The following is a 26,623-nucleotide window of genomic DNA, read 5'->3' as shown; positions in this document are numbered from 1 at the left end:
CCAGTCTATCCTGAGCGTCTCAACCGTCTTTCCAGTCCGTCAGCACCGTCTCCAGCGCCCCAGCACCGCCTCAGCAGCGCCGGTGAAGGGGGTTCTAAGGTTTACCGATGGGCTCTGCAACAGCAAAATGACAAAAAGCGAAATTTTTTTGCGAAACTCTTTTTCTTTTATATTTCACAAATACTTAGGCTGCACTTCGATGACGGAAACCTGCGTCCACCCATCGCAATCACCTAAGTACGCAAACGGCGAACCTCCAATCCAGTCTATATATAGTGGATGATACCTGTTTGGCCACAATAACCCCCGAGTCGAAGGGTGGATTCGACTCGGAATCCGCCCACCCAAAACCAAGTGGACCGCGCCAAAAAAACTAATTTCAAACGAACAGCCCCAGCTTAACCTTGCGCAATCTGACCTAATGGGGTCAGGTCGCAGTCAGGATAAGCGCGCATCATGAAATGACCTCTAAATACGCTGACACTTTTCCCTGTATTCGCACCGTTGGCCTCGACGGGCTGCTGATCTCATTTGCAGATACCATGGCTGAACCTTCCAACAGGGCGGCATTGGCATTTCGGGAGGCAATCGATGCGTTAAACTGGGCCGGCGTTCTTGAGACATCGGCCTCATTGGCGTCGGCCTATGTTCGTTTTGATCCGGCCGTGCTGCCGCATTCTGACATCAAGGACCGGTTGACACACCTGTTAGCACAACAGGACTGGTACAAAGCGGCGATGCCTGCGGGTCGCAGGCTTTGGACCGTCCCTACTGTTTATGGTGGTGAGCTTGCGCCGCAATTGGATGACGCCGCCCAGGCCGCTGGTCTGGAACCGGCCGAGGCTGTGCAGCGCCTCAGTGCCACGCGGGTGCGGGTACTGACCATTGGTTTTGCCCCTGGGCAACCTTACCTCGGGCCGCTTGGGCCGGAATTCAACATTCCGCGCCTTAAGGATCTGACCCCTATGGTGCCTGAAGGTGCCCTGGTTCTGGCCATATCGCAATTCGTTCTGTTTTCGGGGCCTACACCCACGGGCTGGCGGCATGTGGGGCAAACGGCGTTCCGATGCTTCCGTCCAGATGCGCCCGACAGCTTTGCCCTAAGACCCGGTGACGAGATGCAATTCGTTCCCATATCTGCCGATAAGTTGAACGCCATCCGCGCAGACAATGGAGACGGGATGGGCGGCGCGACGTGTCAGGAGATCGAAGGATGAGCCTGTCAGTTCTGCGCATCGGTCCCGCCTGCACCATTCAGGATCAAGGCCGCACCGGATATCTGGATCAGGGCCTGTCGCGTTCGGGGGCTGCGGATATCACCGCCCTTCACGAAGGCGCAGCGCTGTTGGCGCAAAGCCCGGACTTGGCTGCGTTGGAAATGGCTGGAATGGGTGGCGAATTCGAAGCTACTCTGGGCACTGATATCGCCCTGACCGGCGCACCGATGCAGGCCAGCATTGATGGCAGTCCAGCCATGTGGAACGCCTCGCACAGGTTGGAGCCAGGTCAACGTCTGTCCGTTGGGGCGGCCACGCAAGGCACGTATGGCTACCTCCACCTGAGCGGCGGGATTGATACGCCTCTGTTTCTGGGGTCTCGCGCGGCCCATCTGACCGCCAAAGTCGGGCGGGCCGTTCAGGCCGGTGATCAGTTGCCTGCCAAAGGCGGGGCTGGACGAGCGGGTATGAAGCTGCGGCCCGATGATAGGTTTTCCGGGGGGCGTCTTCGCGTTTTGGCCAGCTTCCAGACTTCTCTGTTCGATCAGGACACGCTGGATCGGTTCGCGCTGACCAGTTTCCAGCGGGGCGCGCGAGCGAACCGGATGGGGATGCAGCTTGAAAGCGCGGGCGAGGGCTTTACCGCCAATGGGCAGCTCAATATCCTGTCCGAGGTTATCACTCCCGGAGACATTCAGATGACCGGCACGGGCAATCCTTTCATCCTGCTCCCCGAATGTCAGACAACGGGCGGCTATCCCCGCATCGCAACCGTGCTGCCCTGCGACATCGCCCGCGCGGCGCAAACCCCGGCTGGGGGAGAGATACGGTTCGAGTTTGTGTCTCTGGAAGAGGCTATCACCCTGCACGCCGCCTATTTGGCCGATCTGGAGCGGCTACCCGGCCGTGTTGAGCCGATGATTCGCGATCCACGCGACATCCCGGACCTTCTGTCTTACCAGTTAATCGGCGGAGTGATCTCAGCCACCGAATAAAGGAGAATTGCCGATGCCCAGCGTCGATCTGAATGCGGATATGGGGGAAAGCTTTGGCCCCTGGAAGATGGGCGATGATGACAGCCTGCTGAAGATCATCACCTCGGCCAATATCGCCTGCGGCTTTCATGCCGGCGACTGGGATGTGATGGCGCAGACGATGACGCTGGCCGCAGAAAACGGCGTTGGGATCGGTGCGCATCCCGGCTTTCCCGATCTACAGGGCTTTGGTCGCCGCAACATGAAAATACCACATGCGTCCCTGCGCAATCTGGTGCGCTATCAACTGGGGGCCGCGTTGGGTATGGCGCAGGCGGTTGGTACCAAAGTCCGGCATCTGAAATTGCACGGCGCGTTGGCCAATATGTGCTCGGTTGATGTGGATATGGCGCGCGCCTGCTATCAGGGTGCGTTGGACGTGGACCCCGATATCATCATCATGGTGCTGGCCGTCACCAAACAGGAAGAAGCTGTACGCGACCTTGGCTGCAAATGGGTCGGAGAGATTTTTGCCGACCGCGCCTATAATAACGACGGAACGCTGGTGGATCGCAGTCTGCCCGGCGCTGTCATCCATGACCCGGATCTAGCTGGGCCACGCATCCTGAACATGGTGCGCGAAGGAGCCATCATCACTGAATCCGGCAAACGGCTTGAAACTTCGATCGACACCATCTGCCTGCACGGAGATGGCCCAACGGCAGTGCAAATCGCGGCCTCGGTGCGCGAAAACCTGATTGCAGGTGGGGTCGAGGTGACGAAGTTCATTCGCTGATAAGATTGGCTTAAAACGAAGCGGCTACACCCTTGGTGTTGCCGGGGTCAGTTTCAGCCCCTAGCATGACCACAAGTCCATGTTCTGAATACCACAATCCCGGCAACACCCTGTGCCAGCTGCAAGGCGCAGGAGCAAGGAGATAGCTTAATGTCTTTCGATCTGATGTCTTACCAACCGCGCGGGGACAAGAAAAACTCGGATTTTTTCACCGAATATCTGCCCAAAATCTACGAACGCCGCACCAGCTCGGGCGTTGCCGATCTGGTCGGGGCGATGAAGGCAATCGTGATACAGGTGGAAACTGATGCGCTGTTTGACACTCTGGTCGAGCTCTACGTGATGACACCCTATCGCCACACGGCCAGCTATCTGGGGCACACACATAAATTCTCGGTTCTGCACTCGCATCCCGACTATCCGGCGCTGGTTGTGATGGCGCCACTCAATCCATCGTTCGAAGACTTTATCCCCCGCATCAACCGTATGTATCCGCTGGCGCGGAAGACCCCGCAGACCCGCTATGTCGGAGAGGTTTTTGCCGCTTCCGACCTGACTGCGCTGACCCAAACGCTACAGGATCAGAATATTCGATTCGAATATTCTGGGGACACCGAAAACCCGTTCTACACGCTGGATGGCCTGCGCTTCACAACCCCGTCGGATTTCACCTGCAACCGGGTGGGCTATTCGACGCTGGATTTCAACGACACCGACAGCCTGGGCCTAGGCGACCGGATTTTGCTGAGCGACGACGAAAAAGCCCGTCTGGATCAGGCCGCCGCATTTGGTGCGGACAGCAAGATTGCACCGCTGATGCTGGGCATTGACCACCTCGCCACGCGGGTTCTAGCCGGCGAGCGTGAGGACGCGATCCTCGAATTTCTGACCATGGTGCCCTACTATTTCTGGGGGGCGTACAACATCTCTGAGATGAATTCGTCCACCAATGTGAACCGAAACCCAAACGTAGATGACGACAAGAAATCGCCTGCCAAAGTGTTCACCGCCAACAACACGCCGTCCTTCGTGAATTCCTTCGCCAAGCTGCCGATGCCGACCGAGGATTTTGTCCGCAATTTCGGCCGTCGCCTGCATCACATGGCGGTCGAAGTTCAGGATGGCGATCACGGCGCGGGTGAAAAGAACGTGGATTTCGTGGTGAATACGCTCAAGGATAAGGGCGTGCCATTTCTGGCCCATGTGGTGGGTGAATGTAAGGATGATCCGAACCTTAAGCAGATCTTCTCGAAACACTCGAAAAACACGCTGCTGATCACCGAATATATCGAACGTTGCCACAAATATGATGGCTTTTTCACCAAGGATAATGTCGCCGCGCTGACCGCCGCGGCCGGGCAGGATGAGCAATATCAGCACGGCCATGTGTTCGACTGAAGCGCTGATGTCCTGTATAAAGCGCCAAAAAAAGGCTGCGAGTTTCCTCGCAGCCAAATCCAACCAGGAGAGAGAATGTCGGGTCTTATGACGGCCCGATCATGAAACAGGTGACGTTGCGGGCCTGCAGCCTGCGGCACGCCAGATCGGCCTGTTCGCGGGTCATGCCCTGAAACGTCGCATCGAAGCCGCGCGCGCTTTGGTTCACTTTGCGCAACGTGCCTTCCAGAGTGGTCATTTCCGCCAGAGCGGTTTTCAACAGCGCCTTCTCGGCCTCGTATCGCGTTGTGTAGCGACCCACATTCACACCCCACAAATGTCCACCCGACGTCGACAGACGGGTGACGATTTCGGGCTCGGGTTCTGGCTGCACATTCGGGTCGGTCGAGGCCAGAACCAGGCTATCCGGGCGCGCTGCGGGGCGCGGTGTGTCCCCCGTTGGAGCCTGCACATCCGCCTGCGCGATGGCTGCGGCGATCCCATTCTGGATGCGTGTATCATGCTGCGCAGCCGTGGCCGCGACGGCCCCGGCCAACTGCACAGTCGCCGCGCTTGGGCGCAAAACCGGACGCAGGCTGGTGGTCGGGGCACCGACCAGTCGCGCAACCTGCACATTCAGGCCTGCATTGCCCGCGTAAGCCGGACGCGAAGGCTTGCGAATGGGCGCGCGCGACGGAGCGCGGCGGAAGCCCATATCCAGCAATTCTGCCACTTTGGCATTGCGCGATGCACCCGATTTGCCGCCAAAGACGGTAGCGATGATCCGTTCATCCTTGCGCTTGGCCGAGGCCACAAGGTTGAAACCCGCAGCCCGTGTGTAGCCGGTCTTGATCCCGTCCGCGCCTTTATACGCGGCCAGCAAGCGTCGGTTCGTATTGGGAACTGTCTTGATCCCGGCATCGGTCGAACGACGCGAGAACAGGTTGTAATATTGCGGGTAATCATACAGCAGATGCCGCCCCAGCGTGGTCATGTCTCGCGCCGTGGACAGGTGGCCCGACTCGGTCAGGCCATGGGCGTTCTTGAAGGTCGTGCGGCTCATACCCATTGCTTTGGCAGTGCGGGTCATGCGGCGGGCAAAAGCTGCCTCGGACCCGCTGATGGCGATCCCGATGGCCGTCGCCGCGTCATTGGCAGACTTCACCGCCGCTGCGCGGATCAGATACCGGAACGCAATCCGCTGCCCCGAGCGCAAACCCAACTTGGACGGAGGTTCCGCCGCCGCGGCCTTGGTGATGCGAACTTGCGTGTCCAGCTCGATCTCGCCATTCCGAACGGCCTCGAAAGCTATATAGAGCGTCATCATCTTGGTCAGTGACGCAGGGTGCAGCCGAGTGTCAGCATTGCGCGAATGCAGCACCTCGCCCGTACGTGCGTCAATCACCATCGCTGCGTAAGGCGCGGCAACCGATTGCATCGGCACCAAGGAAAGCAGCCATACGAATGCTATAAGAAATAAGCCCATTCGGGCCGGAACTGTCCGCCGAACCTGCACGATCTTTGCCTCTGTCTACCTCGGGCCGCCGGGTTTTCCCGGTCAGCAAATCATTTATTTTATTGCCCACCAGCGTAACACAGAGGTCGCGCGAAAGAAACCGAAAGCTGGCTAAATCGTCGTTTGTTTCAAGGCGTGTCGCACCACAATATGTAGAACAGAACCACCGCGCACCCACTAGATCAGCGCCTGACGCAGCGCCTTCACGCCCCTTGGCATCATTTTTTTGTAACTGGGGCCATTCGGCAACATCAGGAAAACGTGTTGATGAACCCCGACAACTCCCCAAGATCCCGCAGCTCTTTGTAGCGCTGTGAGGTGGATGGGACCTCGGCTTCTTCGATCTCCCATATCAGCCCGTGGGGTACATAGACGCCCCAACACCCAGCCTGAATCGGGGCGACCACATCGGACCGCATCGAATTGCCAACCATCATCGCATGTTCCGGCCCATCCCCGTGACGCGCGAAAATTTCGGTGTATGTCCCCGAGGTCTTTTCCGAAACGATCTCGACCTCATCAAACAGCTCGCCCAAACCTGATTGGGCCAGCTTACGCTCTTGGTCGATCAGATCACCTTTGGTGATCAAAACAACCTTGTGAGTCGTCGCGACAGCCTCGATCGCTTCGCGGGCATAGGGCAGCAATTCGATAGGGTGGGCCAACATCTTTTGCCCGGCTTCGATCAATTGGCGAATGACCGAGGCAGGCACACGGTCTTCCGTCACCTCAATCGCTGTCTCGATCATCGACAGGGTGAAGCCTTTGATTCCATAACCATAATGGCGGATATTGCGCTTTTCTGCGGCCAGAAGACGGTCCATCAGGTGATCCCGCTCGGCGTGATCTGCAAGCAGATCGGCAAAATGCGCCTGTGTCAGTTGAAAGAAACGCTCATTGTGCCACAACGTGTCATCTGCATCGAACCCGACGATGGTCAGCTTGTTTTCCATTGCATTTGCGTCCTGCTGGCTCTTTTCTCTGGCCCCTTGGACGTTATATAACCGCTCAGATAAACCGAAGCCTGAATCGGTATAGGTGCGCGCGATGTTTGAAAATCAATGGACAATGTCTGACAAATCGGATGACGAGGGTGACTCGTCTGTCCTGGTCGAGACGCGCCCAAAGACCAAACGCCCGCCGCTGTACAAAGTCCTTCTGCTGAATGATGACTACACCCCGATGGAGTTCGTGGTTCATGTGCTTGAACGTTTCTTCGGCATGACCCACGCGCAGGCGTTCGAGATCATGCTGACCGTGCATAAGAAAGGCGTCGCCGTCGTTGGCGTCTTCAGCCATGAGATTGCCGAAACCAAGGTGGGTCAGGTGATGGATTTCGCCCGCAGGCACCAGCACCCCCTGCAATGCACCATGGAACGCGAAGAGTAACCCTACTCTTCCCGTAAATCGCTGATGTCCCCTCGTCTTGATCTTGCCTTGAACAGCGGCCTTGCGCTGTCACAGCCGCTGACAGTGATCGGTCCGACACCAACCCACGACCTGTCCGCGATGCCGCGCGAGGCGCAGGTGGTGCAGTCGTTCAAACCATTCCACGACCATTTTGAAGCGCAGGGGTTTGACGTCACACCCGAGGCCAGAGAGGCGTGTCAGGACGCAGTGATCTTTCTGCCCCGCGCCAAGGCGCTGGCCCGCAGCCTTGTGCATCAGGCTTGCTTGCGGGCTAAAGGCTTAGTCGTTGTGGACGGAGCCAAAACCGACGGGGTGGACAGCCTGCTGAAGGACATTCGCAAACGCGTTCCAGTCGAAGGGCCGATTTCCAAGGCGCATGGCAAGATATTCTGGTTCACCTCGGATCCTGCGGCGTTCGCCGATTGGGCTGCGCCCAAGTCGCAAGTGGTGGACGGGTTTACAACGGCCCCTGGTGTGTTCTCGGCGGACGGAGTTGACCCGGCCTCAGCCCTGTTGCTGGACGCATTGCCCGCTAAACTAGGCGCGAGGGTGGCTGATCTGGGCGCGGGCTGGGGTTTCCTGTCTGCAAACCTGCTGCAAAAACAAGGGCTGCGCAGTCTGTATCTGGTTGAGGCAGACCACATCGCCCTGACCTGCGCCAAGACAAACGTCACCGACGAAAAGGTATCGTTCCATTGGGCGGACGCCGTGACGTGGCGTGCGCCCGAGGGGCTGGACGCGGTTGTTATGAACCCGCCCTTTCACACTTCGCGCAGCGCAGACCCCGCGCTGGGTCAGGGCTTTATTCAATCCGCTGCGCGCAATCTGGCGAAGCACGGAGAGCTGTGGATGGTGGCCAATCGCCACCTGCCTTACGAAACAACTCTGAACGACACATTCGCGCGTGTCGAAGAAGTGACCGGAGACAATCGGTTCAAGGTGTTCCACGCCTCTCGCCCTCGGCGATGATCCCGGTTAACCTGCGCGCAACTCAGGGAGGTTCCGCATGTCCTTTTCCATAACAGGCAAGACCGCCATCGTGACCGGCGGCGCCAATGGCGTTGGCCTGGCAATCGGTCGGCATTTTGCGGATGCAGGCGCCAATGTGATGTTCGCTGACATGGACGAGAAGCGCCTGGCCGAGGAACTGGGCGAACAGGCCGATGACAGCAACATCCGCTTCTTCGCGGGCGATCTGCGTGAAAAACTGACCATTGCAAACCTACTTTCGGCCACGATAGACGCCTTCGACCAAGTGGATATCCTGATCAATGGCTCACGGCAGGTGATCCCGTCGGACCCGCTGGATACCGATGATGACTCGGTCAAAACCTTGCTGAATCAGAACCTGATGCCTGCTCTGCGTCTCAGCCAGGTTGTGGCCAAGCGCATGATCAAACAGGCCGGTGACGGCGACGCGCCCGCCGGATCGATCATCAACCTTTCCTCGATTGCCGCACGCCGTACGCACCCGGACCTGATGGCCTATTCGGTCTCGACCGCCGCGTTGGATCAGATGACGCGATCGTTGGCCGTGGCCTTCGCCCCGCATCGCATCCGCGTAAACTCGATCGCGTTGGGGTCGGTGATGAGCGCCTCGTTGCAGTCCACGCTCAAGGAAAACCGCGATTTCCGCGATGATATCGAGAAACACACGCCGCTGGCACGCATTGCCGCCCCGACCGAATTGACCGAGACGGCGCAGTTCCTGGCCTCGGACGCGGCAGGGTTCATCACCGGACAAATCCTTACCATTGACGGCGGTCGCACCCTGCTAGACCCCGTCGCAGCCCCGGCCCACTAAGCTTATGTTCGAGATCGAAAAATCCACTGCCTCTGCCTCGTTCCGCCAACTGCGCGACGACATTGTAGTCGCGTTTGAAGCGCTGGAAGACAGCCACGACACCGGCCCCTTTGCCGCAGCTCAACCCGGCCGGTTCGAGGTCAAGGAAACCAAGCGCCATTCGGATGATGGGTCAGACGCGGGCGGAGGATTGATGTCGGTCATGCGCGGCGGTCGTGTGTTCGAGAAAGTGGGCGTCAACGTCTCGACCGTTTACGGCACGCTGGGCGAGCGAGCGCAGCACGCTATGGCAGCGCGCAAGGGCATTCCGGGCATGACCGAGGACCCGCGGTTCTGGGCTTCGGGCATTTCGTTGGTGGCGCATATGCAAAACCCACATGTCCCGGCGGTTCACATGAATACCCGAATGTTCTGGACCCCGCATGCCTGGTGGTTCGGCGGCGGGTCGGACCTGAACCCGTGTATCGAATATGAAGACGACACCGCCCATTTCCACTCCGTCCAAAAGGCGCATCTGGACCCGCATGGGCCGGGACATTACCCGCGCCTCAAAGAGTGGGCGGATGAGTATTTCTATATCCCCCACCGCAAACGCGCACGCGGTGTGGGCGGGATATTCATGGATGACTATTGCACCGGCGACTGGACGGCGGACTTTGCGTTGACTCAGGATATCGGCCGCGCGTTTTTGCCTGCCTTCCTACCGCTTGTTGAAAAGCGCCGGGTGCAGGGGTTTGATGACGCAGACAAAAACACCCAGTTGGTGCATCGCGGACTCTATGCGGAATACAACCTAGTCTATGATCGGGGCACCAAGTTCGGGCTGGAAACCGGCCACGATCCCGATGCTGTGCTGATGAGCCTGCCACCTTTGGCAAAGTGGGTTTGAGGTCAGAACCCAAACTCCAGGAAATTGTCAAAGCAATACCCCTGCGCCGAGGCTGCCGACAGATTTTCGCCCACACGTTTGACGGTGACGGAATAACTCGTGCTGGTATCCGCGCCCTCCGGCGGCGTTAGGGAGAACTGCACGGTGCGGGTCTGTTTTTCGTAGGCGCGGTAGATATAGATGCGCTGTGTCGCCTTGGTTCTGAGCGTCCGAATAGCATAATCGCCAATACCACACCAATAGGCCACCGGCGCCGACGTTCCCCGCGTCGAGACTTCGTAAACGCCATTGCCCTTGTCTGCCACATTGATCCGAATGGCCGGGTTCAACCTGAACCCCACCCCAACAGCCTGTGCCAGGCCCGGCACTACAATAGCGATTGCCACAATCGCCGCTTTCCATGATGTCATCTGCGTCCTTAATCGGGCCGAATTGGCCGCGCTATTTCTTCCTTCGGAAATCAATAACGCTATCATAGCACAGGTTTTCGGCCCGCGACGCAGATAAGTTTTCCCCCACGCGGTTAACAGTGAGCGAATAGCCAGGGGTCGTGTCGATGTCCGCCGGAGGATCGAACGAGAATTTGACGGTGCGCGCACCCGGCACATAGGCTTCGGCGATGTAGATACGCTGAGTTCTTGCCTTGCCCAAGGTCTGAACCGCGTAGTCCCCAATACCACACCAATAGACCGGGGCCGACGAAATGCCGACCGGTTCCACCCTGTAGACGCCACCCTTCTCAGGCGTGACAATCACTTGGAACGTGGGGAAAATCCCCACCCCCGGTCTGTTTGACTGCGCGGTCGCGGACCCTGCGACGACGACCAGAAAAATCGCGGCCAGAATAGCTTTCACGAAAATACCTCCGTCCTAAAGGCCTGATGCCACTGGGCTTAGGTCCATAAGACGAATTGAAATATTTAGTTACAAGCGCACGCTTGACCACGATTGCGTTACCCGATTGATAACAAAAGCCAGAGGTTAGCTTTGATTCACCCGTCCGCCCACGTCATGCGGGGCAAGCGCAACTGTCTTGATGACCGCATAACATTGCATCCCGGTTTGCAGACCCAGCGCATCGACCGAACGGCGCGTGATGCGGGCCAGAACCGGACCGGCAGTGGTTTGCAGCGACACGATAGCGCCCGGCCCGTCGCCTGCGCGGATCGTGTCGACCGTGCCAGACAGCACGTTCAGGGCCGAAAGCCCCTCGGGCGGTTTGTTCGACAGGATGACCTCTTGTGCTGGGATGCGGATACGCAGGGTCTCGCCAATTTGATGCGGAATACGCGGCAGAAACAGGCTGGCCCCACCCGCATCCAATTCCGTGAGGCCATCCACATGGTGCTTCGACACCCGAACCTGCAACACCGCGCCAACCGCCCGGATACCCGCAGGCGCAACCGACGGGTCGGCCAGAACCTCGGAGGCTGGTCCGTGGCGCACCGCCTTGCCGTCCTGCAAAGCAACGACCGACGTTGCCAGCCGCGCGACCTCAGCCGCAGAGTGGGTGACGTAGAGGATTGGGACCGAGACCTCATCCCTGAGCCGTTCGAAATAGGGCAGAATCTCACCCTTGCGCGCATCATCCAGAGCGGCCAGAGGCTCGTCGGCCAGAATAAGGCGCGGGCTGGCCAGCAAGGCCCGGCCAATCGCCACGCGCTGTTTCTCACCCCCCGACAGACCCGCAGGGCGGCGGTCCAGCAGATGGCCGATACCCAGCATCTCGATCACTTTGTCCGGGTGTTCACGCCGCGCGCCCTTGGGTGCGAACCAACGCCCGTAGGACAGGTTCTGGCGCACGGTCAGGTGGGGGAACAAGCGCCCTTCCTGAAACACATAGCCCAGGCGGCGTTTATGCGGCGGCAGCCACAAGCCCTGTTCGGTGTCAAACAACTCCCATCCGTCCACGGCCACGCGGCCCGAGGCAGGTTTCAGCAACCCGGCTACGGCATTGACGACAGTGGTTTTGCCCGAGCCAGACCGCCCGAACAGCACCGTCACGCCCGAAGGTGCATCAAAGCTGAGATCCAGTTTGATATGAGGTAGATCGTGCTGCAACCGGACGGAAAGGCTCATGACCCGGCCACCCTTGCCGCAACTCGGCGGCCAATGAATTCCGACAACAAAAGCGCGCCCATGGCGATGATAATCGAGATCACGACCAGTCGGGTCGCCGCCGCCTCACCGCCCGGCACCTGGAGAAAGGCATAGACTGCCGACGGCAACGTCTGGGTTTGTCCAGGGATGTTCGAGACGAAAGTGATCGTGGCACCAAATTCGCCCATCGCCTTGGCAAAAGCCAGAATAGCGCCCGCTATCACGCCCGGCAGGATCATCGGCAGAGTGACGGTTGCGAAGACCATCAGGCGCGAGGCCCCAAGCGTCGCCCCCGCCTGCTCCAGCTTTGGGTCAACCGCCTCGATCGACAGACGGATCGCGCGCACCATCAGCGGAAAGGCCATGATGCCGGCGGCCAGCGCAGCGCCGGTCCAACGGAATGCGAAAACGATGCCGACCTCCGCCAGCACGCGTCCTAGCGGCCCATGCAGCCCAAAGGTCAGCAACAGCAAATACCCGGTGACAACCGGAGGCAAGATCAAGGGTAGATGCACCAGCCCGTTCAATACCTGCCGCCCCGGAAACCGCCAACGTGCCAGCGCATAGGCCACGAATATCCCAAACGGCAGCGTCACCAGCGTCGCCCAGAATGAAACGCGCAGCGACAGTCGCAACGCCTCAAGCTCATCTGGTCCCAGCCAACCCATGCGTTACTGGCCCGGCAGGGAAAATCCCTGCCTCTCAAAAACCGCCTGCGCGGTCGGGGATTGCAAGTGATCCAGAAAAGCTTTGGCCTTTGATCCCGCTTTTGCGGTCAACGCGGCTGGATAGATGATAGGAGGATGCAAGTCGTCCGGAAAAGTCGCCATGACGCGGGCCCGGTCCTCGACCGTAGCATCCGACCGATAGACGACACCCAAAGGCACCGCACCTGCCGCGACAAGGGCCAGAGCCGCGCGCACATTGTCAGTCTGCGCCACCTTGCCCTGCACTTCGTCCCACAGGCCCAAATTGGTCAGAGCCGCTTTGCCGTAAATCCCGGCGGGCACCGCATCGACCAGCGCCATGGCCAGATGCCCGTCTTCTAATGCCGCCAGCAGATCAGTTTCGACCGCGAACCCGTTCAGCCCTGGGACCGTTGGGCCACCAATCAGAACCAACCTATTGCCCAGCAGATCAACCCGTGATCCGGGCGCAATCAGGCTGCCCTCCTGCAACACATCCATCCACTCGGCATTCGCCGAGATAAACAGGTCTGCCGGAGCGCCCTGCTGAATCTGGCGCGCTAGAACCGAAGAGGCCGCGTAGGACACCGTGACCTCTTGCCCGGTCGCGTCCTCGTACTGGATGGCGATTTCGTCCAACGCGTTTTTCAGGCTGGCGGCAGCAAAGACCAGAACGCCGTCGGCCCCCGCACGCATCGGGGTCAGCATCAGGACGCAGAAAGTGAAAACCGTGACCAGCGCCCGGCGCAGATGTGACAGGATCATTCCCAGCCCGCCCGTTAGATCAACATCCCCTCGGGGATATCTGAGGCAACAGGGCGCACGCAAGTACCGATGCACTTCGACCCCGTCCAGACGCCCGAAATTACGCACAAAAAAGGCGGTGCCGTGTCGCAAAGAGGATTGATCTGCCCGACCGCTGGAAGGATGCTGCGCTGAGCCACAGAACAGGACCACCGTCATGCTGCACACTACTCCCGGTCTGATTGATGCGATCCGCGCGCGCTTTGCCCATGTTGAAACCTGCCCGTTTCAAGGGCCCCGCATCTTCTTTGAAAACGCCGGCGGCGCGCTGACGCTCAATTCGGTGGTACAGACCTCGGCCAAATTCGCCGCGATCCCCGACAATCAGGGCCGCGACAACGTGGCTAGCCATGCGCTGGTCGATATCATCAACACAGCCAAGGCCGATTTGTCGGTGTTCATGAATGCGTCTTCGGGTCAGTTCTTTGTAGGCGAAAGCGGGACCGAACTGCTGTTTCGGATGATCCGCACCGCCTGCGTGAACGCGCCCAAAGGCAGCAAATTGATCGGCAGCTCGATCGAGCATCCCGCTAGCCGCAGCGCCGCCCGACGCTGGGCCGATATTGCGGGGCTGGATTATGTCAACGTCCAGCACGATGACGAAACGGGGCTGGTCACCGCCGATGCCTACCGCGCCGCAATGACCCCAGACGTCCGTGTGGCCACGATCGTTCACGCGTCGCCCGTGACCGGTATGGGTATGGACGTTGCCGCCATCGCGCAGGCCATCCGCGACGTCTCGCCTGACTGTTTCATCATTGTCGACGGTATCCAGCACGCAGCCCATGGGCAGTTGGATATCGACAGCTACAACGTCGACGGCTATGCGATTTCACCCTACAAAGTGTTCTCGCGTCACGGCTATGGCATTGCCTGGATCTCGGACCGGTTGACCGCCCTACCCCATGACCAGTTGATCGACGCCCCCTCAGACGGGTGGGAGTTCGGAACCCGCGACACCGGCTCTTACGCCTCCATGTCCGATGTCGTGGCCTATTTCGACTGGCTGGGCGCGCAGGTCTCGAACGCCACGGACCGCCGAGCAAGGATCGAGGCCGCGGGCCGCGCCATCTATGCCTATGAAACTCATTTGACAAACACCATGATCAACGGCACTGGCAACCTGCCCGGCCTGCGAGATATGGAGCATATCTTGGTCCTGGGTGGCGCAGATAATCCCGCGCGCGAAGGGCTGGTGTCTATCGTTGTGCACGGGATGCCCTCGGCCGAGGTCGTGACCCGCCTGAACGATCAGGGCATCCGCACCCATATCCGCAAAGCCGATCACTACAGCGGCAACGTTCTGACCCCGCTGGGCTTGAACGACTGCATCCGTATATCACTCTGCCACTATAATACCGAGCAGGAAGTAGCCCAACTGCTGGCCGCATTGAACGAGATGACGGACTGATCAAAGAATTTCTGTCCAACCCTCTTGCGCCCGCGCGCAGGCTTGGCTACATGCACCGTCACGGGTGATTAGCTCAGTTGGTAGAGCGCTTCGTTTACACCGAAGATGTCGGGAGTTCGAGTCTCTCATCACCCACCATCCTTTCCCCACAATGTATCAAGGTCTTACGCGACTAGCACCTTTTGTTGTGCTGCGCATGAAACTGTGTCCGCTGCGCCTCCGCTGCACTTAGACAGAAAAGATGTCTCCAACACAGGAGATATAGGCCATGGCAACTATCGTAAAACGGCCTAGCGGTAAGTGGCAGGCGACTGTGCGGAAGGACGGGCAATCCCGATCCAAATCCTTCCTAAAGCGTGCTGATGCGGTGAAGTGGGCGCGAGAGACGGAGTTGAGCGCGGACAGAGGATTGCTCACCCCCGCCATAAGTGTGAGCGTAGCCGAGATGACACTTGGTGAGGTGCTGCGAAGATACCGAGATAACGTCACGAGCGAGAAACGGTGCGCAGACAATGAATGTTATGCAATCAACGGGTTCCTGCGTAGATGTTCCAAGTTAGCCAGCAGGAAGGTCGGCAAGCTGCGATCCGCTGACTTTGTCCACTATCGTGACCAGCGCGTTAAATCCGTGAAGGCGGCGACTGTGGTGAGGGAACTGGGATGGTTGCAACACGCCCTTGATGTCGCCTGTGAGGATTGGGGGCAGACCCTGCCACAGGGGAACCCGCTCAAGCCTGTCCGGCGACCCAAGATCGACAACCGCCGCGAGAGACGATTGCAGCAAGGAGAATGGCAGGCTTTGTTGGGAGCCGTGAACCAAGCTAGGTCTCCATTGATGAAGCCGTTGCTGACGCTGGCTTTGGCGACCGGGATGCGCCGAGGGGAATTGCTGTCGATACAATGGAAGCACGTAGACCTTGAGCGTCGGACAGTGTTCTTAAGGTGAACTTCATCCACACATCCTTGCCGTATTCCAACGCCTTGTCCTTGTGACCGGCGTTCGTGATGCGATGGAACCCGAGTTGTCGGAAGAGAGGAAGCAAAACCTCCTCAATCAATTCGTCCTCTGAGCACTTGTCGAGGTAGGCCGTAAGTCGGTTCTTCCGCTCTATCTCAGCGGGTGTTAGGGGACGATGTGGGTTCGCCGTCTGTGCTATTGTATTTGTCGCGATGTGTCGGAGTTGGCCTATTCCGTTCTCGTCGTAGAACGCCTCCCATCCCTCGCTGGCAAGGATCACGTTGAGCGCATACAGTGCCTTGCTTCGGTCTGCGTCATCTTCCTGCGCCTCACCCTTGTCTAAGATGTTTTGAATGATGCTCACAAATGCATCGGGCGGAACACTAGGGCTTGGATGCGGTAGCGCCAACACCTCTTCTAATCGCCCAGCGACCCACGCCCAACGCGTTGACCCGTCATGAGCGTAGTCAAGCTGGCAATCCTCGGAAAACTCGGTGATTAAACTGCTCGACCGATAAGGAAAGTGATCGACATTGCCACAAACAATGTCAGCGAGTGCCCGAAGGTTTCTATTCTTCCATTTCATATCAGGAACTTAAAGCGGACACTGGCTATAAACAAGAAACCTGCTTTCACCGGCACGCATTCAGACCATGCACTTGGCGATCCGAGACACACTGGCGCAGCGTTGGGTTAGAACAGCAAATGAGGGAAGGCCACCGTTTGATACGACAGGCGGCGTGGAAGCCCGCGATAGGCCCAACTAAGAATTTGCAACGGATTTTTTCGCGCGGGCATCTAACTACATCAGGCAGCCAATTGCCCCCATACCCCCCCTGATGCGACGATCACCGCTGCGCCTCCGCTGCACATGCGCTGCAGTTATCGCTGTACTGCCGGGATTAAGTCGCCGCGGCACGCTCTCGCAGGCTTGCACTTTGCTAGCGGGTGTGCGACCCTCAAACCACTGACAACACTAGACATCTATTCAAGATGGTGCTGGTAGCGTCAGTGGAATACAGCACCTTGTTGTACGTGTGGATTGGGATAGTGCGCTTCGTTTACACCGAAGATGTCGGGAGTTCGAGTCTCTCATCACCCACCATCCTTTCCCCACAATGTATCATGGTCTTTCGCGACTAGTGCCTATTGTTGTGCTGCGCGAAAAACTGTGTCCGCTGCGCCTAGACAGAAAAGTTGTCTCCAACACAGGAGAGATGGGCCATGGCAACAATCATAAAACGGCCTAGCGAAAAGTGGCAAGCGACGGTCCGGAACGACGGGCAATCCCGACCCAAGACCTTTCTAAAGCCTGCTGGTGCGGCGAAGTGGGCGTCAGAGATTGAGTTACGCGCCAAGGAGGGTCGCTCCTGGAGACAATCAAAGCGATCATTCAGCCGCGCCACAGCGTTCGGCACATTGGGCTCAGAGTGGTCATTCTGATCTGACGGACAGCTGCCATGCGGACAAAGCTACCCAAAGCCGACTGGTTGCTGATGATCGTTCTCCATTCTAAAGCAGACTTTGTTTTTTTCGCTACTCCGAGGCTCCGCGAATTAGTTTGCTCTTCGTTGTTCTGACTGATTGGGTTTGGATCTGCCTGTTTTGGACATCATGGCCTTCGCGTAGTCGCGTTTTGCCTGCGCAGGGTCCTCGAAGCGAGCATGTACGACGCAAAAATATAGGGTACTGTCATCTCGTCCGTTGCGAGGTGTGAACCAATCAAAGGGATCGCTCGGCTTTACCGATGCAGTCTGATTGGTTGGTGAAGTCGCAGGTGCGACACTGGCTTCACTATTTGAAATGTCATCAAGCAGTGTTGGTCGGGCAGTGCCAGTATCCGGCGTAAGAATACCCATGATCTGCTCGCGACCAGCCGGAACAAAGCGCCCACTTTCTTCAACTGGAAACCGGATTGGCTGCCCAGCATAAACATCTCGTTGGACTTCGCTGTTCCGAACAACAATCGTGCCGTGAACAAGCACATACGGAATGCCTTCTGACGGAAGGCCTTGCTGACCCAGAGTATAGTTCGCTTTTTCGGTCACAGTCTCCGGATCAAAGATCGTGATGTCTGCAACCATGCCTTCCTGCATACGCCCACGCACCTGCATTGCACGCAAACCTGTGTCGCCCAATCGCTTCGCATGTATGTAGCTTAGCTGTGTGAGCGTAAGCATCAGCGGCACATTCGCTTCGCGGGCCAATCTGAGGACAAGCGCGTGGCTGCCTGCTGACCGAGGATGCCCGGCATAGTCTTCGTAGGGTGCATCCCAACTCATCAGATTGCCCTCGATATCCAACCCGGCCATACCGTCGCCCGAGATGCCATAGCCTGCGATGGTGATCCAATCATTGAGCCATTGCTCTCTTGGAGGGCTAAAAACAATGGCTGTCCGTCCCGGTTCATTCTCGGCAAAGCTCAAGAACTCGTCTTTGGTCACAAAGCGATCGAGTTGGGGATCAAAGATAGTGTCTTCGTATTTGTACCCCATCGAGCCTTCCCAATTTTCGGGGGCGATGATGGAGGCTCCGTAGTTTCCCGATCCGGCGGTCCAGGGATAGTAACTGGACCAGACGTTATAGCCTTGGTCGCGGGCCATCTGGAGTTTTTCCTGATTTTCCCACCACCCATAATCGTTGTCGTGATGAATGTGCAGCGGCGCGTCGAGCACCATCGCATTGACTAGGATTTCGTTGACGCCGGTCTGTGTCTCAGTGGGTGTCGAGGCACTGGGATGAAACCGGTGATGCACAGAAGTTAAACGCCCATAACGCGCCGCAGCCCGCTGTGCTTCGAACATCTCGTAGGTTGTGATGCCTTCGCGGGCGTAGCCGATGGTCGATCCCACGCCGAGTGCTCCAAGACGTAGTCCTTCATCCAATTGGGCAGTGATTTCGTTCATCTGCTCGCGGTTGCTTGGAACCGACGACCACCCTTCGACGCCGTCTTCCACGGATTGTGCCCGCAGTGCGAAAAATTTCCGGAAGTCTATGTCCCCACCTTCCAGCACTAGGCCGTCATGCACCCGCATCCGCGCGAATTCTTGTCCAACGACCGTGCCATAGTTTGCCTGCGTCACGCCTTGGCGCGCTGCGTACCAGTCGTCGATATTCGCGGCCCCGACCTCAAAATCCATTTGCGTCGTAACGCCGTCACGAAGATTGACCTTGATACCCCAAGGATCCAGCCCGTGTTGTTCAAGGTCGATAAACCCGGGCGCCACAACGTACCCTGTCGCATCGATGGCTTCGCTGCCGCCGATATCTTCGTCGGTAATCGCAGTGATCCAGCCGTTGCTTATTCCAACATTAGCGATCTGGTCGAAACCGGTTTCCGGATCCATTACCCGACCATTGAGAATGACCACGTCGTACGTCTGCGCGACACATAAGGTCGAACACACAGACAATGTGCCAGCCAGAAACAGGGTACGCATGGTTAAGTCCCTTCTTTGGTCAGCAATTCAGGATGTTTCGTAATTTCTTGGCGTCTGCTTTCGCGACACATCAGAAAACGATCCGGGTTCTGAGGCTGAACAGTGTAATGCTGTCCTGCATGGGATTCAGCAGAGGGTTGGAAACGTATTGCAGGGACGGTGTGATCTGCAGTCCGGGTGAAATCGAGAAACGGTAGAAAGCTTCGAGCGTGAACTGGTCACCGTCTATGCCTTTTGCCTCGGCCCAGTTCAGGCCCAGCCCGGCCAAATCGGTATTGCGACCATAGTAGCCCAGACCTGCAGAGACGGACCGGTCATAAAGCGCTGCGGTCCCCTTTGAGGCCCCAGCCCGAAAGAACGGCATCCACTTGTTGTCAACAAACCATGCCGCTGAAAATGCTGCGCCGTAATCTTCAGCTCGACTGCCATCGTCAGCCGCATCCGCATGCCAGAGAACCAGATGGATATTGTCGAAGTAGATGCGATCAAAGCCGGAAGTGTAACCAAGCTCGAGTGACTTGAAGAGATTGCCGTCGCTAAACACATCAAAGTTTGGATCGGACGGGTCGGCGTTTGCGTCTGATACGCTGGCAACGGCGTAGAGGTTCTCGCTCAGCTTTACCCCAGCGGCAATACCAAGGCCTTGGTTGGGCGTGTTAATTGTCGGGTTGGTATTGAAAGACAGGTTTTGAAAACCGCTATAGGGGCTTACCAACCCATAGATATCCACAAAGTCCGTTACATCAATCTGCCCGACTTGCAGCGTCCACGAACCATTCTCGGCCCTTTGGGTCCAGAAAAGGTTAGTCAATAGCAGACCATTGTCGTTGAAGGCTGTTCCCGTGATCGAAAGCGCTCCGCCATCCAGCCCAAGAAACTGCGGAGCAACGTCAGTGTAACTGTGCCGGTCTTCGATCTTGAATGTTAGAGAGCCCCGTTCAGTTGCCTGCCAACTGCCGTAGAGGCGTGCAATTCCACTTGCCGCTTCACTGGCTCCCAGATCAGCGTTCGTGGTTTGACCCAGCGCCAAGTAATCAATGTTGAACCGAAACCCGCCCTCAGCCAGTCGGTCTTTCCACTCAAACCAACCCTGCGCGATGTTGCGCGGAAAATCGGAACGGTATTGTGGGTCGGTCAGGCCGTCTCCGGGCTCTAGATCAGCTTCGACCGAAGATGGACCGGATAGTCCCTGAGCCGACGCTGCGTCAGCGAAGGCAATGCTCATTGCGACAACCAAAAGTCTTATCATTCAGGCGCCCTTGCCCCGCCGGTCTTGCGATTTCCCGCCGCCCGGATGCGATCAGCGGCACGCTGCTTCCATTCCAGCCTATCTGCTTCAGTTTCTAGAGTTTCGACACGTTCCGTCTCTAGCTGGAAGGTCGCATTCATCGGCATGAGACCATCCACAACCATCATATTATGAACGGAAGGATCGATAGTCAGCTTACCGGTCAGCCGAACGGGTTCGTGGACATAGCTGGGCGTCCAGTCCCCGTTCAACCGCACGCGGATCATCTGGTTCGGCGGGGGTGGAGGCATATGACTGCACATCCCTCGTTCCGGCACTAAATACGCGACAGGCCGCCCGTCCGGATCATTCGGAGCAGGAATGGCAAAGCCCGCCAGTGTGATTGTTTGGCCGTCGAATTCCGGATTTCCGTTCGTGCCAGCCTTTCTTCGACGTTCCGTTACAACCTCTCGCTGATCGAGTAGCCAGTCGACATCAATTCCATCAGCTGCCAAGGCATCCTCAGTCTCGGCTAAAAGCGCTTGCCACTTTTGCCGCTCGTCTTCACTGCCATCATTCTGCTGTAGCCTGCTACGCAATCGCACGACGTAGAGGACATCGTCGAATTGTTCGGGGTTGAGATCACGGTAGGGGTCTTCAAAGATCTGCGAGGATGGGTCCGGCAGGTTTGCCCAGTCCAACGCGGTATCGGGCGTCGCCATGGCAGACTGTCCACACCAAACCAACCCTGCCAATACTACGGTGCAAAACACATGGTGCATAGATGCTCTCCGGCTCTTTAGAGGTGTCAATCCAGTGTGTTTTTGTAGATGACGCCGTCCTTCATGATTAGGCGGATCGTCTCGGGGCTTTCGGGCCTCGGGTCGGCACCGAACCACTGATCGCCCGTACCAACGACCGAGAAATCTTCGAGCGGGTTACCGTCGATCAGCAGGATATCCGCATAGGCACCTTCTTCGATCACACCCAGTTTCCCGGCGGTATACGGGTTCATGAAGTCACCTGACAAAGCGACCACCTCGCCACCTGTCGATGTCAGCGTGACCATAGATGTGTAGGGCCCGAAAAACTCGTTGTTCAGGTGTTTTTCATAGGCAATCTGGATATTGCAGGCCTCGACCGAACCAACACAGTCGGTCTGGAACCCTCGCTTCACCGGACATTCCTTCATATTGTCGATGTAGCCTGCAAACGTGGCCGAAGCGGACTTGGCTTTGGCAAGGCTCGACGGGACGTTTGCTACCGCAGGAATATCGAGCAGTCCGGGATCGAAGGCCGTCAGGTTGGTGGTGATATACGCCCCTTTTTCGTTCATGATTTGGGCAATTTCACAGTCAAACGAAAAGCCATGTTCGATGGACATGACACCTGCGTCCAGCGCACTCAGGATCGCTTCCTTGCGATAGGAATGCGCCATGACATAGCTGCCGTATTCATTGGCCACTTGCACGGCGGCCCTGATCTCCTCGGGCGATCCAGCCAGCAATTGCCATGGGTCGAAGGCCGAAACGACACCCCCGGATTGCATGAACTTCAACTGAGTCGCACCCATGCGGAAGTTGTTGCGCGCGAACCTGTAAACGTCGTCCACTCCGCTCACCTCCTGCGCCAAGTTCAGACGGCTCATGTTTGTCTCTGAACCCGGAGGAGCGGTGAAATTCGCAAAGTCAGCATGACCGCCGCGCGTTCCGATAAATGCACCGGACGGAAAGTAACGCGGTCCGTCAATTTGGCCTGCGTCAATTGCGCGGCGTAACCCGCCATTGGCCCCACCCGCGTCCCTGACTGTGGTGAAGCCCTGCATCAAATACATCTCGGCCATCCGCGCACCGTGTATGGCAAAGTCTTCCCACGTTGTGTTGGCCTCCATCGCGGGCAAGGTCGGCCCCATCAGCATCAGATGCGCGTGCAGCTCGATAAACCCGGGGGTCAGTGTCCGTCCCTCTCCGTCAATGACCGTGGCATTGGGGGCATCGATCGCATCAGTTGAGACGGCCTTGATAAGGTTGCCCTCAACCAGAACGCTCGCATTTTCGATACGCTGTTCATTGACGCCGTCGAAAACATGCACGTTGGTGAAAAGCGTTTGGGGTTCTTCCTGATCCTGAGCGTGCGCGGACGCAGAAAAAGAAAGACCGGCAGCGGCGATTACCGCCGAGAAAAGCGACATTCGTAGACCGGACATAGGTACTCCCTTCATATTCTTGTTTTACCAACTGTAGTCCGGAAAACTTTACCGCGGTTGCCAGTTTCGAATTATAATGTTCGAATGTGATAGTAAAAATGGCCACTGAACAGCGCATTCAATCCTAGAAAAAGGTGACGAGATTGCCTTTCAACACCACCTCTCAAGAGCATAGCGAAGGCTTTATTCGCCTCTCTTTGGCTGCCCCGTTTTTGCAGTATCTCATCGACCGCGAGATCGATCCGCAACCAGCTTTGGATCAGGTCGGGTTGAAGGCCGAACTGTTGTCTGACCCATCCGTGTTCGTCCATTCAGAGTTGGTCTACGGGTTGGTTAACATCTTCTCAGAAGTTTCAAGGGATCGGTATCTTGGACTGAATGTTGGGGAGACGTTTGACCTGCAAGCATGGCCACCTTTCGCCCAGGCCTTGCAATCGGCAAAGACATTATTCGAGTTTTTTGCCAGATTTGTCCGGCTTGTGCCGCAGGAATCCAATTCTGTGCGGCACAGCCTTGTCATTGAAGCGGACAAAGCGACCTATCGTATCGAAAGGCAGCAAGAACCGACTGTTCCACCCGTTCAGGTGACCGGCTTTGGAGCCGCAATCTATGTGCGCCTATTGCAGACCGTCGTCGGCGATTCCTGGGATTCTTCGCGCGTGCGATGGGAAAGCAGATACATCAATGGTCTACCTATCGACTATAAGGGGATCGAGGTTGGCTTGGGAACCTATCCCGGAATGCAAATTAGCTTTCCTGTGGAATGGTTGTTTTTGCACCATGTCTCTGAGTGTTCTGGCAAACCCGTAGCCGCACCGCGACAAGATGAAGAAGTAACCGTGGTGGCAGCTTTGCGATCTGTTTTACGTGACAAGCTAGATGAAACCGATTTGGGACCAAATGTAGTGGCTGGGTTGCTGGGGATACAGCCGGAACGGTTTCTGAAGGCCCTTCAGCAACAAGGCACAACGCTACCCCGCGAAATCAAGCGGCTGCGTGTCGATGTGGCAAAGGAGCACCTAAAAGAAGACCAGATGACAATTGCAGAGATCGGTCTGATGCTCGGCTATTCTGACAAGTCCCATTTCACTCGCTTTTTTCGAGGTCAAACCGGAATGACACCGACCAAGTTCCGCCTTGGTGCATAATTGCTGGACTGCTTTTCCACTTCTTTATAAGTGGGGACCAACAAGTATTCGCAACACATTTTTTGAAGCCCCTATCTTAGGATCGCAGGGGGACAATTTCCCCATAGCCCCTACGGCAGCTCTTACAGTGCTACGCCTCCGCTTCAGCAAACCTCTGATTAAGTTCGATCGGCAGCAATTCTGGTTGAAGCAAGTTGTCATGCGCTATTGAACTGTTGGGAAAACGGTGCGACCCCCAAGCCACTGACAACGCGAGGCATCTCTTCAAGATAGCACTGGTCGCGGCAGAGGAAAACAACACCTTATTGCACGTGCGGTTTGAGTTAAAACGCTTCGTTGGCTCCGAATTTGCCGGAAGGCCGTGTCTTTCATCACCCACCATCCCCTCAATCCAGGCCTGCGGCGATGCGACCTTGTTGCAACCGATTGCAAAATGGGTGCAACGGGGCATAGTATTTGCCATGAAAATGTCGAATACCACCTTACTTGCTCACTGGCCCCGTTCATGAGTGTCACGCTAAAAGACGTTGCCGCACTTGCTGGGGTTTCGCGGTCCGCCGTGTCGCGCACCTTTACCGAAGGCGCGTCGGTTTCTGCCAAAACCCGCAGCAAAGTCGAAAAGGCTGCAGCCGAGCTGGGCTATAGCCCGAACGCGCTGGCCTCCAGCCTGACCACCGGGAGGACCAAACTGATCGGGCTGATCTCGAACAACTTCCACAACCCGATCTTCCTGGAGGTGTTTGATCAATTTACCCGCGCCCTGCAAGAACGCGGCTTGCGCCCGTTGATCGTGAACCTGACGGATGAGACCGAGCCCGCAAACTCGGTCAGAATGCTGCGGCAATATTCGGTGGATGCCGTCATTGTGGCCTCATCTACCTTGCCGCCCAGCTTCGCAAAGGCGTTTCATGATGCGGGCGTTCCGGTGGTGCACACATTCGGACGGTCGGCCACCTCGCCCGAGGTTCATGTAGTCGGGATCGACAATGTCGAATGTGGGCGAATGGCGGCGCGGGAATTGCTGGCGCGGGGATATCGGCACATCGGCTATCTGGGTGGTCCCAAGGATGCTACATCGGCAATGGATCGCTATCACGGGTTCATGGAAGAGGTTGAAAAACACCCAAACCTGAAAGTCTCACATTCTTTCGCGACCGGATATTCGTTCGAGGCTGGCCGCGCCGAAATGCTGCGCCTGCTGGCCGGCACCCCGGCCGAAGGGTATTTCTGCGGCGACGACATCCTGTCGATCGGTGCGCTGTCGGCCCTGTCCGACCACGGCCTGCAACCCGGCAAAGATATTGGTATTATTGGTCTGAATGATATGGAGATGTCGCGCTGGGAAAGCGTCGATCTGACGACGATTCACCAGCCGATCAAGCAGATCATCACCGCATCCGTCGATCTGGTCGAAGAGATGCTGAAAGACCCCGAGCGTTACCCCGAGGCCCGTATCTTTCCCTGCCGGGTGATCGAGCGGGGCACGTTACGGCCCCGCCCCTGATCAGCGAAACATTGGCGGGCGCGCGTCGGTCCAGGCACCATGATTTTTGGACGACGCGACCGCCGCGTGAACGGCGGCAATCGACCGCACGCCGTCGGCGGGGGTTGGCAGCCCGTCTCGGACCTCTCCTTGAATGGCATCGGCCAGATCGCAGTAGATATTGGCCACCGCCAGCGGGAATCCTTCGGGGTGAGCAATCGCTACGCGCGACAGGCGCTGCGCGTCGTCATGCAACCCGCCTTCGCCTTTTTCGATGATCTGCGTGCGCCCTCCGACCGGGGTATAGACCAACTGATTGGGCTGCTCGGACGCCCAGCGCAGACCTCCGGTTTCACCAAAGACCTGAATATCAAACCCATGCTGCCGCCCGATAGCCACAGATGACGTCCACAGCCGACCAACCGCGCCGCCCTCGGTGCGGAAGTTGATCATGGCGTCATCCTCCAGCTCACGGCTGACGATGGTCGAGGCCATGTCGGCAGACAGGGTTTTCACCTCATCGTCGCTGATGAAGCTTGCCATGTGCAGTGCGTGGATGCCGCAATCGGCGAACTGCCCGGATACGCCCGCCATCGCTGGATCATAGCGCCAGCGCACACGAGGGTTATCCGCGTCGGTCGCGTCACCGTGGTGGCCATGGCTGAAATTTGTCACTACCAGACGCACCGTGCCAATATCGCCCGCCCGCACCATCGCACGCGCCTGCCGCACCATCGGATAGGCGGAATAGCAATAGTTCACCGCGCAGATTTTGCCCGATGCTTTGGCCACACGCACGATCTCCTCGCCCTCTTCCACGGTCATGGTCATCGGCTTCTCGCATAACACGTGGAAACCGGCCTCGAGAAAGGCTTTGGCGATCTCGAAATGGGTCGCGTTCGGAGTGGCAATCGTCACTAGATCAATTCGGTCGGGGCGGTCTTTTTCACCAGCCAGCATCTCTTGCCAATCGCCATAGGCACGGTCCTGCGCCACGCCCAGACGCTGCGCATATTCTCGCCCGACTTCTGGGCGATGGTCCAACGCGCCTGCGGCGAATTCAAACATCCCGTCGGCCAGCGCACCCAACCGGTGGGCGGGCCCGATCTGACTGCCCTCGCCGCCACCAATCATGCCCCATTTCAGCTTTGCCATGATCTTAGTCTCTCTGTTATC

At 57.6% G+C, this 26,623-nt stretch carries 24 protein-coding genes and 1 tRNA gene; 13 read left to right on the top strand and 12 right to left on the bottom strand.

The window, feature by feature from the left end; all coding sequences use genetic code 11:
- The first annotated feature begins 461 nt into the window (after positions 1-461).
- From ACR0L1_RS09725 to ACR0L1_RS09710, 4 genes are all read left to right on the top strand, one after another.
- Positions 462-1,217 (top strand): 5-oxoprolinase subunit B family protein, encoded by a 756-nt coding sequence (locus ACR0L1_RS09725; protein WP_480858473.1) that lies wholly within the window; start codon positions 462-464, stop codon positions 1,215-1,217.
- Positions 1,214-2,212, top strand: a complete 999-nt coding sequence (locus ACR0L1_RS09720; protein WP_480858471.1) for a 5-oxoprolinase subunit C family protein — start codon at positions 1,214-1,216, stop codon at positions 2,210-2,212. Before ACR0L1_RS09725 ends, ACR0L1_RS09720 begins: the two co-directional genes overlap by 4 nt.
- A 13-nt stretch (positions 2,213-2,225) precedes the next feature.
- The gene (locus ACR0L1_RS09715; RefSeq protein WP_480858469.1) at positions 2,226-2,987 is read left to right on the top strand and encodes a LamB/YcsF family protein; all 762 of its coding nucleotides are present in this window, start codon (positions 2,226-2,228) and stop codon (positions 2,985-2,987) included.
- Between the two features lie 150 nt (positions 2,988-3,137).
- The gene (locus ACR0L1_RS09710) at positions 3,138-4,385 is read left to right on the top strand and encodes a hypothetical protein (protein ID WP_170789808.1); all 1,248 of its coding nucleotides are present in this window, start codon (positions 3,138-3,140) and stop codon (positions 4,383-4,385) included.
- Between the two features lie 85 nt (positions 4,386-4,470).
- Here ACR0L1_RS09710 and ACR0L1_RS09705 read toward each other — a convergent pair whose 3' ends face one another.
- The gene (locus ACR0L1_RS09705; protein ID WP_480858467.1) at positions 4,471-5,850 is read right to left on the bottom strand and encodes a D-alanyl-D-alanine carboxypeptidase family protein; all 1,380 of its coding nucleotides are present in this window, start codon (positions 5,848-5,850) and stop codon (positions 4,471-4,473) included.
- A gap of 281 nt (positions 5,851-6,131) precedes the next feature.
- Positions 6,132-6,833, bottom strand: coding sequence for an HAD family hydrolase (locus tag ACR0L1_RS09700; RefSeq protein WP_480858465.1), 702 nt, complete (start codon positions 6,831-6,833; stop codon positions 6,132-6,134).
- A 94-nt stretch (positions 6,834-6,927) separates the two neighbouring features.
- Here ACR0L1_RS09700 and clpS point away from each other — a divergent pair, with 94 nt between their 5' ends.
- From clpS to hemF, 4 genes are read left to right on the top strand one after another with little or no spacing between them, the layout of a single operon-like run.
- On the top strand, positions 6,928-7,269 hold the full coding sequence (gene clpS, locus ACR0L1_RS09695; RefSeq protein WP_170789805.1) for an ATP-dependent Clp protease adapter ClpS: 342 nt from the start codon (positions 6,928-6,930) through the stop codon (positions 7,267-7,269).
- 24 nt (positions 7,270-7,293) lie between these two features.
- Positions 7,294-8,259 carry a class I SAM-dependent methyltransferase gene (locus ACR0L1_RS09690; protein WP_480858463.1) on the top strand — a complete coding sequence of 322 codons (966 nt, stop codon included), beginning with the start codon at positions 7,294-7,296 and terminating at the stop codon, positions 8,257-8,259.
- A 37-nt stretch (positions 8,260-8,296) separates the two neighbouring features.
- On the top strand, positions 8,297-9,094 hold the full coding sequence (locus ACR0L1_RS09685; RefSeq protein WP_170775794.1) for an SDR family NAD(P)-dependent oxidoreductase: 798 nt from the start codon (positions 8,297-8,299) through the stop codon (positions 9,092-9,094).
- Between the two features lie 4 nt (positions 9,095-9,098).
- Positions 9,099-9,983, top strand: a complete 885-nt coding sequence (hemF, locus tag ACR0L1_RS09680) for an oxygen-dependent coproporphyrinogen oxidase (RefSeq protein WP_480858461.1) — start codon at positions 9,099-9,101, stop codon at positions 9,981-9,983.
- A gap of 2 nt (positions 9,984-9,985) precedes the next feature.
- Here hemF and ACR0L1_RS09675 read toward each other — a convergent pair whose 3' ends face one another.
- The 5 genes from ACR0L1_RS09675 to modA all read right to left on the bottom strand — a co-directional run bounded on the left by ACR0L1_RS09675 (position 9,986) and on the right by modA (position 13,732).
- Positions 9,986-10,393 carry a hypothetical protein gene (locus ACR0L1_RS09675; protein ID WP_170775791.1) on the bottom strand — a complete coding sequence of 136 codons (408 nt, stop codon included), beginning with the start codon at positions 10,391-10,393 and terminating at the stop codon, positions 9,986-9,988.
- 31 nt (positions 10,394-10,424) lie between these two features.
- Positions 10,425-10,838, bottom strand: a complete 414-nt coding sequence (locus ACR0L1_RS09670; protein ID WP_480552713.1) for a hypothetical protein — start codon at positions 10,836-10,838, stop codon at positions 10,425-10,427.
- Positions 10,839-10,964: 126 nt separating this feature from the next.
- Positions 10,965-12,062, bottom strand: a complete 1,098-nt coding sequence (gene modC, locus ACR0L1_RS09665; protein ID WP_480505834.1) for a molybdenum ABC transporter ATP-binding protein — start codon at positions 12,060-12,062, stop codon at positions 10,965-10,967.
- Complete coding sequence (modB, locus tag ACR0L1_RS09660; RefSeq protein ID WP_170789801.1) at positions 12,059-12,751, bottom strand: molybdate ABC transporter permease subunit; 693 nt, start codon at positions 12,749-12,751, stop codon at positions 12,059-12,061. The genes modC and modB overlap by 4 nt, the downstream gene beginning before the upstream one ends.
- Positions 12,752-12,754: 3 nt before the next feature.
- Positions 12,755-13,732, bottom strand: coding sequence for a molybdate ABC transporter substrate-binding protein (modA, locus tag ACR0L1_RS09655; protein ID WP_480858458.1), 978 nt, complete (start codon positions 13,730-13,732; stop codon positions 12,755-12,757).
- Between modA and ACR0L1_RS09650 the strand changes: the two genes are divergently transcribed.
- From ACR0L1_RS09650 to ACR0L1_RS09640, 3 genes are all read left to right on the top strand, one after another.
- Positions 13,731-14,984, top strand: a complete 1,254-nt coding sequence (locus ACR0L1_RS09650; protein ID WP_480858456.1) for an aminotransferase class V-fold PLP-dependent enzyme — start codon at positions 13,731-13,733, stop codon at positions 14,982-14,984. The two genes, modA and ACR0L1_RS09650, sit on opposite strands and share 2 nt — an antisense overlap.
- 62 nt (positions 14,985-15,046) lie before the next feature.
- Positions 15,047-15,122, top strand: a tRNA-Val gene (locus ACR0L1_RS09645).
- Between the two features lie 130 nt (positions 15,123-15,252).
- Positions 15,253-15,930 (top strand): tyrosine-type recombinase/integrase, encoded by a 678-nt coding sequence (locus ACR0L1_RS09640; RefSeq protein WP_480858454.1) that lies wholly within the window; start codon positions 15,253-15,255, stop codon positions 15,928-15,930.
- Positions 15,931-17,498: 1,568 nt separating this feature from the next.
- Here ACR0L1_RS09640 and ACR0L1_RS09635 read toward each other — a convergent pair.
- The 4 genes from ACR0L1_RS09635 to ACR0L1_RS09620 all read right to left on the bottom strand — a co-directional run bounded on the left by ACR0L1_RS09635 (position 17,499) and on the right by ACR0L1_RS09620 (position 22,816).
- Positions 17,499-19,382 (bottom strand): amidohydrolase family protein, encoded by a 1,884-nt coding sequence (locus tag ACR0L1_RS09635; RefSeq protein ID WP_480858453.1) that lies wholly within the window; start codon positions 19,380-19,382, stop codon positions 17,499-17,501.
- Positions 19,383-19,452: 70 nt separating this feature from the next.
- Entirely contained in the window at positions 19,453-20,607 is a 1,155-nt protein-coding gene (locus ACR0L1_RS09630) for a carbohydrate porin (protein WP_480858451.1), read from the bottom strand.
- Between the two features lie 20 nt (positions 20,608-20,627).
- Entirely contained in the window at positions 20,628-21,392 is a 765-nt protein-coding gene (locus tag ACR0L1_RS09625; protein ID WP_480858449.1) for a DUF3299 domain-containing protein, read from the bottom strand.
- Positions 21,393-21,418: 26 nt separating this feature from the next.
- Positions 21,419-22,816: an amidohydrolase family protein gene (locus tag ACR0L1_RS09620; RefSeq protein ID WP_480858447.1), complete on the bottom strand. Its 1,398-nt coding sequence runs from the start codon at positions 22,814-22,816 to the stop codon at positions 21,419-21,421.
- Between the two features lie 143 nt (positions 22,817-22,959).
- Here ACR0L1_RS09620 and ACR0L1_RS09615 point away from each other — a divergent pair, with 143 nt between their 5' ends.
- Both ACR0L1_RS09615 and ACR0L1_RS09610 read left to right on the top strand, forming a co-directional pair.
- Positions 22,960-23,964: an AraC family transcriptional regulator gene (locus tag ACR0L1_RS09615; protein WP_480858445.1), complete on the top strand. Its 1,005-nt coding sequence runs from the start codon at positions 22,960-22,962 to the stop codon at positions 23,962-23,964.
- A 505-nt stretch (positions 23,965-24,469) separates the two neighbouring features.
- Positions 24,470-25,468, top strand: coding sequence for a LacI family DNA-binding transcriptional regulator (locus ACR0L1_RS09610; protein WP_480858443.1), 999 nt, complete (start codon positions 24,470-24,472; stop codon positions 25,466-25,468).
- Here the strand turns inward: ACR0L1_RS09610 and ACR0L1_RS09605 are convergent, their stop codons facing one another.
- Positions 25,469-26,602 (bottom strand): Gfo/Idh/MocA family protein, encoded by a 1,134-nt coding sequence (locus ACR0L1_RS09605; RefSeq protein ID WP_480858441.1) that lies wholly within the window; start codon positions 26,600-26,602, stop codon positions 25,469-25,471.
- Positions 26,603-26,623: the final 21 nt, after the last annotated feature.

The sequence above is a fragment of the Ruegeria sp. J8 genome (assembly GCF_056531925.1).
Note: the sequence above shows the minus strand (reverse complement) of the source record. Positions and strands in the feature narration are given on the sequence as shown.

Excerpts from the sequence above, each read along its gene's own strand:
- ACR0L1_RS09650 (WP_480858456.1), top strand. The coding sequence starts at position 13,731 with ATGCTGCACACTACTCCCGGTCTGATTGATGCGATCCGCGCGCGCTTT.
- ACR0L1_RS09690 (WP_480858463.1), top strand. The coding sequence starts at position 7,294 with ATGTCCCCTCGTCTTGATCTTGCCTTGAACAGCGGCCTTGCGCTGTCA.
- ACR0L1_RS09725 (WP_480858473.1), top strand. The coding sequence starts at position 462 with ATGACCTCTAAATACGCTGACACTTTTCCCTGTATTCGCACCGTTGGC.
- ACR0L1_RS09605 (WP_480858441.1), bottom strand. The coding sequence starts at position 26,602 with ATGGCAAAGCTGAAATGGGGCATGATTGGTGGCGGCGAGGGCAGTCAG.
- ACR0L1_RS09635 (WP_480858453.1), bottom strand. The coding sequence starts at position 19,382 with ATGCGTACCCTGTTTCTGGCTGGCACATTGTCTGTGTGTTCGACCTTA.
- hemF (WP_480858461.1), top strand. The coding sequence starts at position 9,099 with ATGTTCGAGATCGAAAAATCCACTGCCTCTGCCTCGTTCCGCCAACTG.
- ACR0L1_RS09705 (WP_480858467.1), bottom strand. The coding sequence starts at position 5,850 with ATGGGCTTATTTCTTATAGCATTCGTATGGCTGCTTTCCTTGGTGCCG.
- ACR0L1_RS09700 (WP_480858465.1), bottom strand. The coding sequence starts at position 6,833 with ATGGAAAACAAGCTGACCATCGTCGGGTTCGATGCAGATGACACGTTG.
- modC (WP_480505834.1), bottom strand. The coding sequence starts at position 12,062 with ATGAGCCTTTCCGTCCGGTTGCAGCACGATCTACCTCATATCAAACTG.
- clpS (WP_170789805.1), top strand. The coding sequence starts at position 6,928 with ATGTTTGAAAATCAATGGACAATGTCTGACAAATCGGATGACGAGGGT.
- ACR0L1_RS09685 (WP_170775794.1), top strand. The coding sequence starts at position 8,297 with ATGTCCTTTTCCATAACAGGCAAGACCGCCATCGTGACCGGCGGCGCC.
- ACR0L1_RS09675 (WP_170775791.1), bottom strand. The coding sequence starts at position 10,393 with ATGACATCATGGAAAGCGGCGATTGTGGCAATCGCTATTGTAGTGCCG.
- ACR0L1_RS09610 (WP_480858443.1), top strand. The coding sequence starts at position 24,470 with ATGAGTGTCACGCTAAAAGACGTTGCCGCACTTGCTGGGGTTTCGCGG.
- ACR0L1_RS09620 (WP_480858447.1), bottom strand. The coding sequence starts at position 22,816 with ATGTCCGGTCTACGAATGTCGCTTTTCTCGGCGGTAATCGCCGCTGCC.
- ACR0L1_RS09720 (WP_480858471.1), top strand. The coding sequence starts at position 1,214 with ATGAGCCTGTCAGTTCTGCGCATCGGTCCCGCCTGCACCATTCAGGAT.
- ACR0L1_RS09625 (WP_480858449.1), bottom strand. The coding sequence starts at position 21,392 with ATGCACCATGTGTTTTGCACCGTAGTATTGGCAGGGTTGGTTTGGTGT.
- ACR0L1_RS09715 (WP_480858469.1), top strand. The coding sequence starts at position 2,226 with ATGCCCAGCGTCGATCTGAATGCGGATATGGGGGAAAGCTTTGGCCCC.
- modA (WP_480858458.1), bottom strand. The coding sequence starts at position 13,732 with ATGACGGTGGTCCTGTTCTGTGGCTCAGCGCAGCATCCTTCCAGCGGT.
- ACR0L1_RS09710 (WP_170789808.1), top strand. The coding sequence starts at position 3,138 with ATGTCTTTCGATCTGATGTCTTACCAACCGCGCGGGGACAAGAAAAAC.
- modB (WP_170789801.1), bottom strand. The coding sequence starts at position 12,751 with ATGGGTTGGCTGGGACCAGATGAGCTTGAGGCGTTGCGACTGTCGCTG.
- ACR0L1_RS09640 (WP_480858454.1), top strand. The coding sequence starts at position 15,253 with ATGGCAACTATCGTAAAACGGCCTAGCGGTAAGTGGCAGGCGACTGTG.
- ACR0L1_RS09630 (WP_480858451.1), bottom strand. The coding sequence starts at position 20,607 with ATGAGCATTGCCTTCGCTGACGCAGCGTCGGCTCAGGGACTATCCGGT.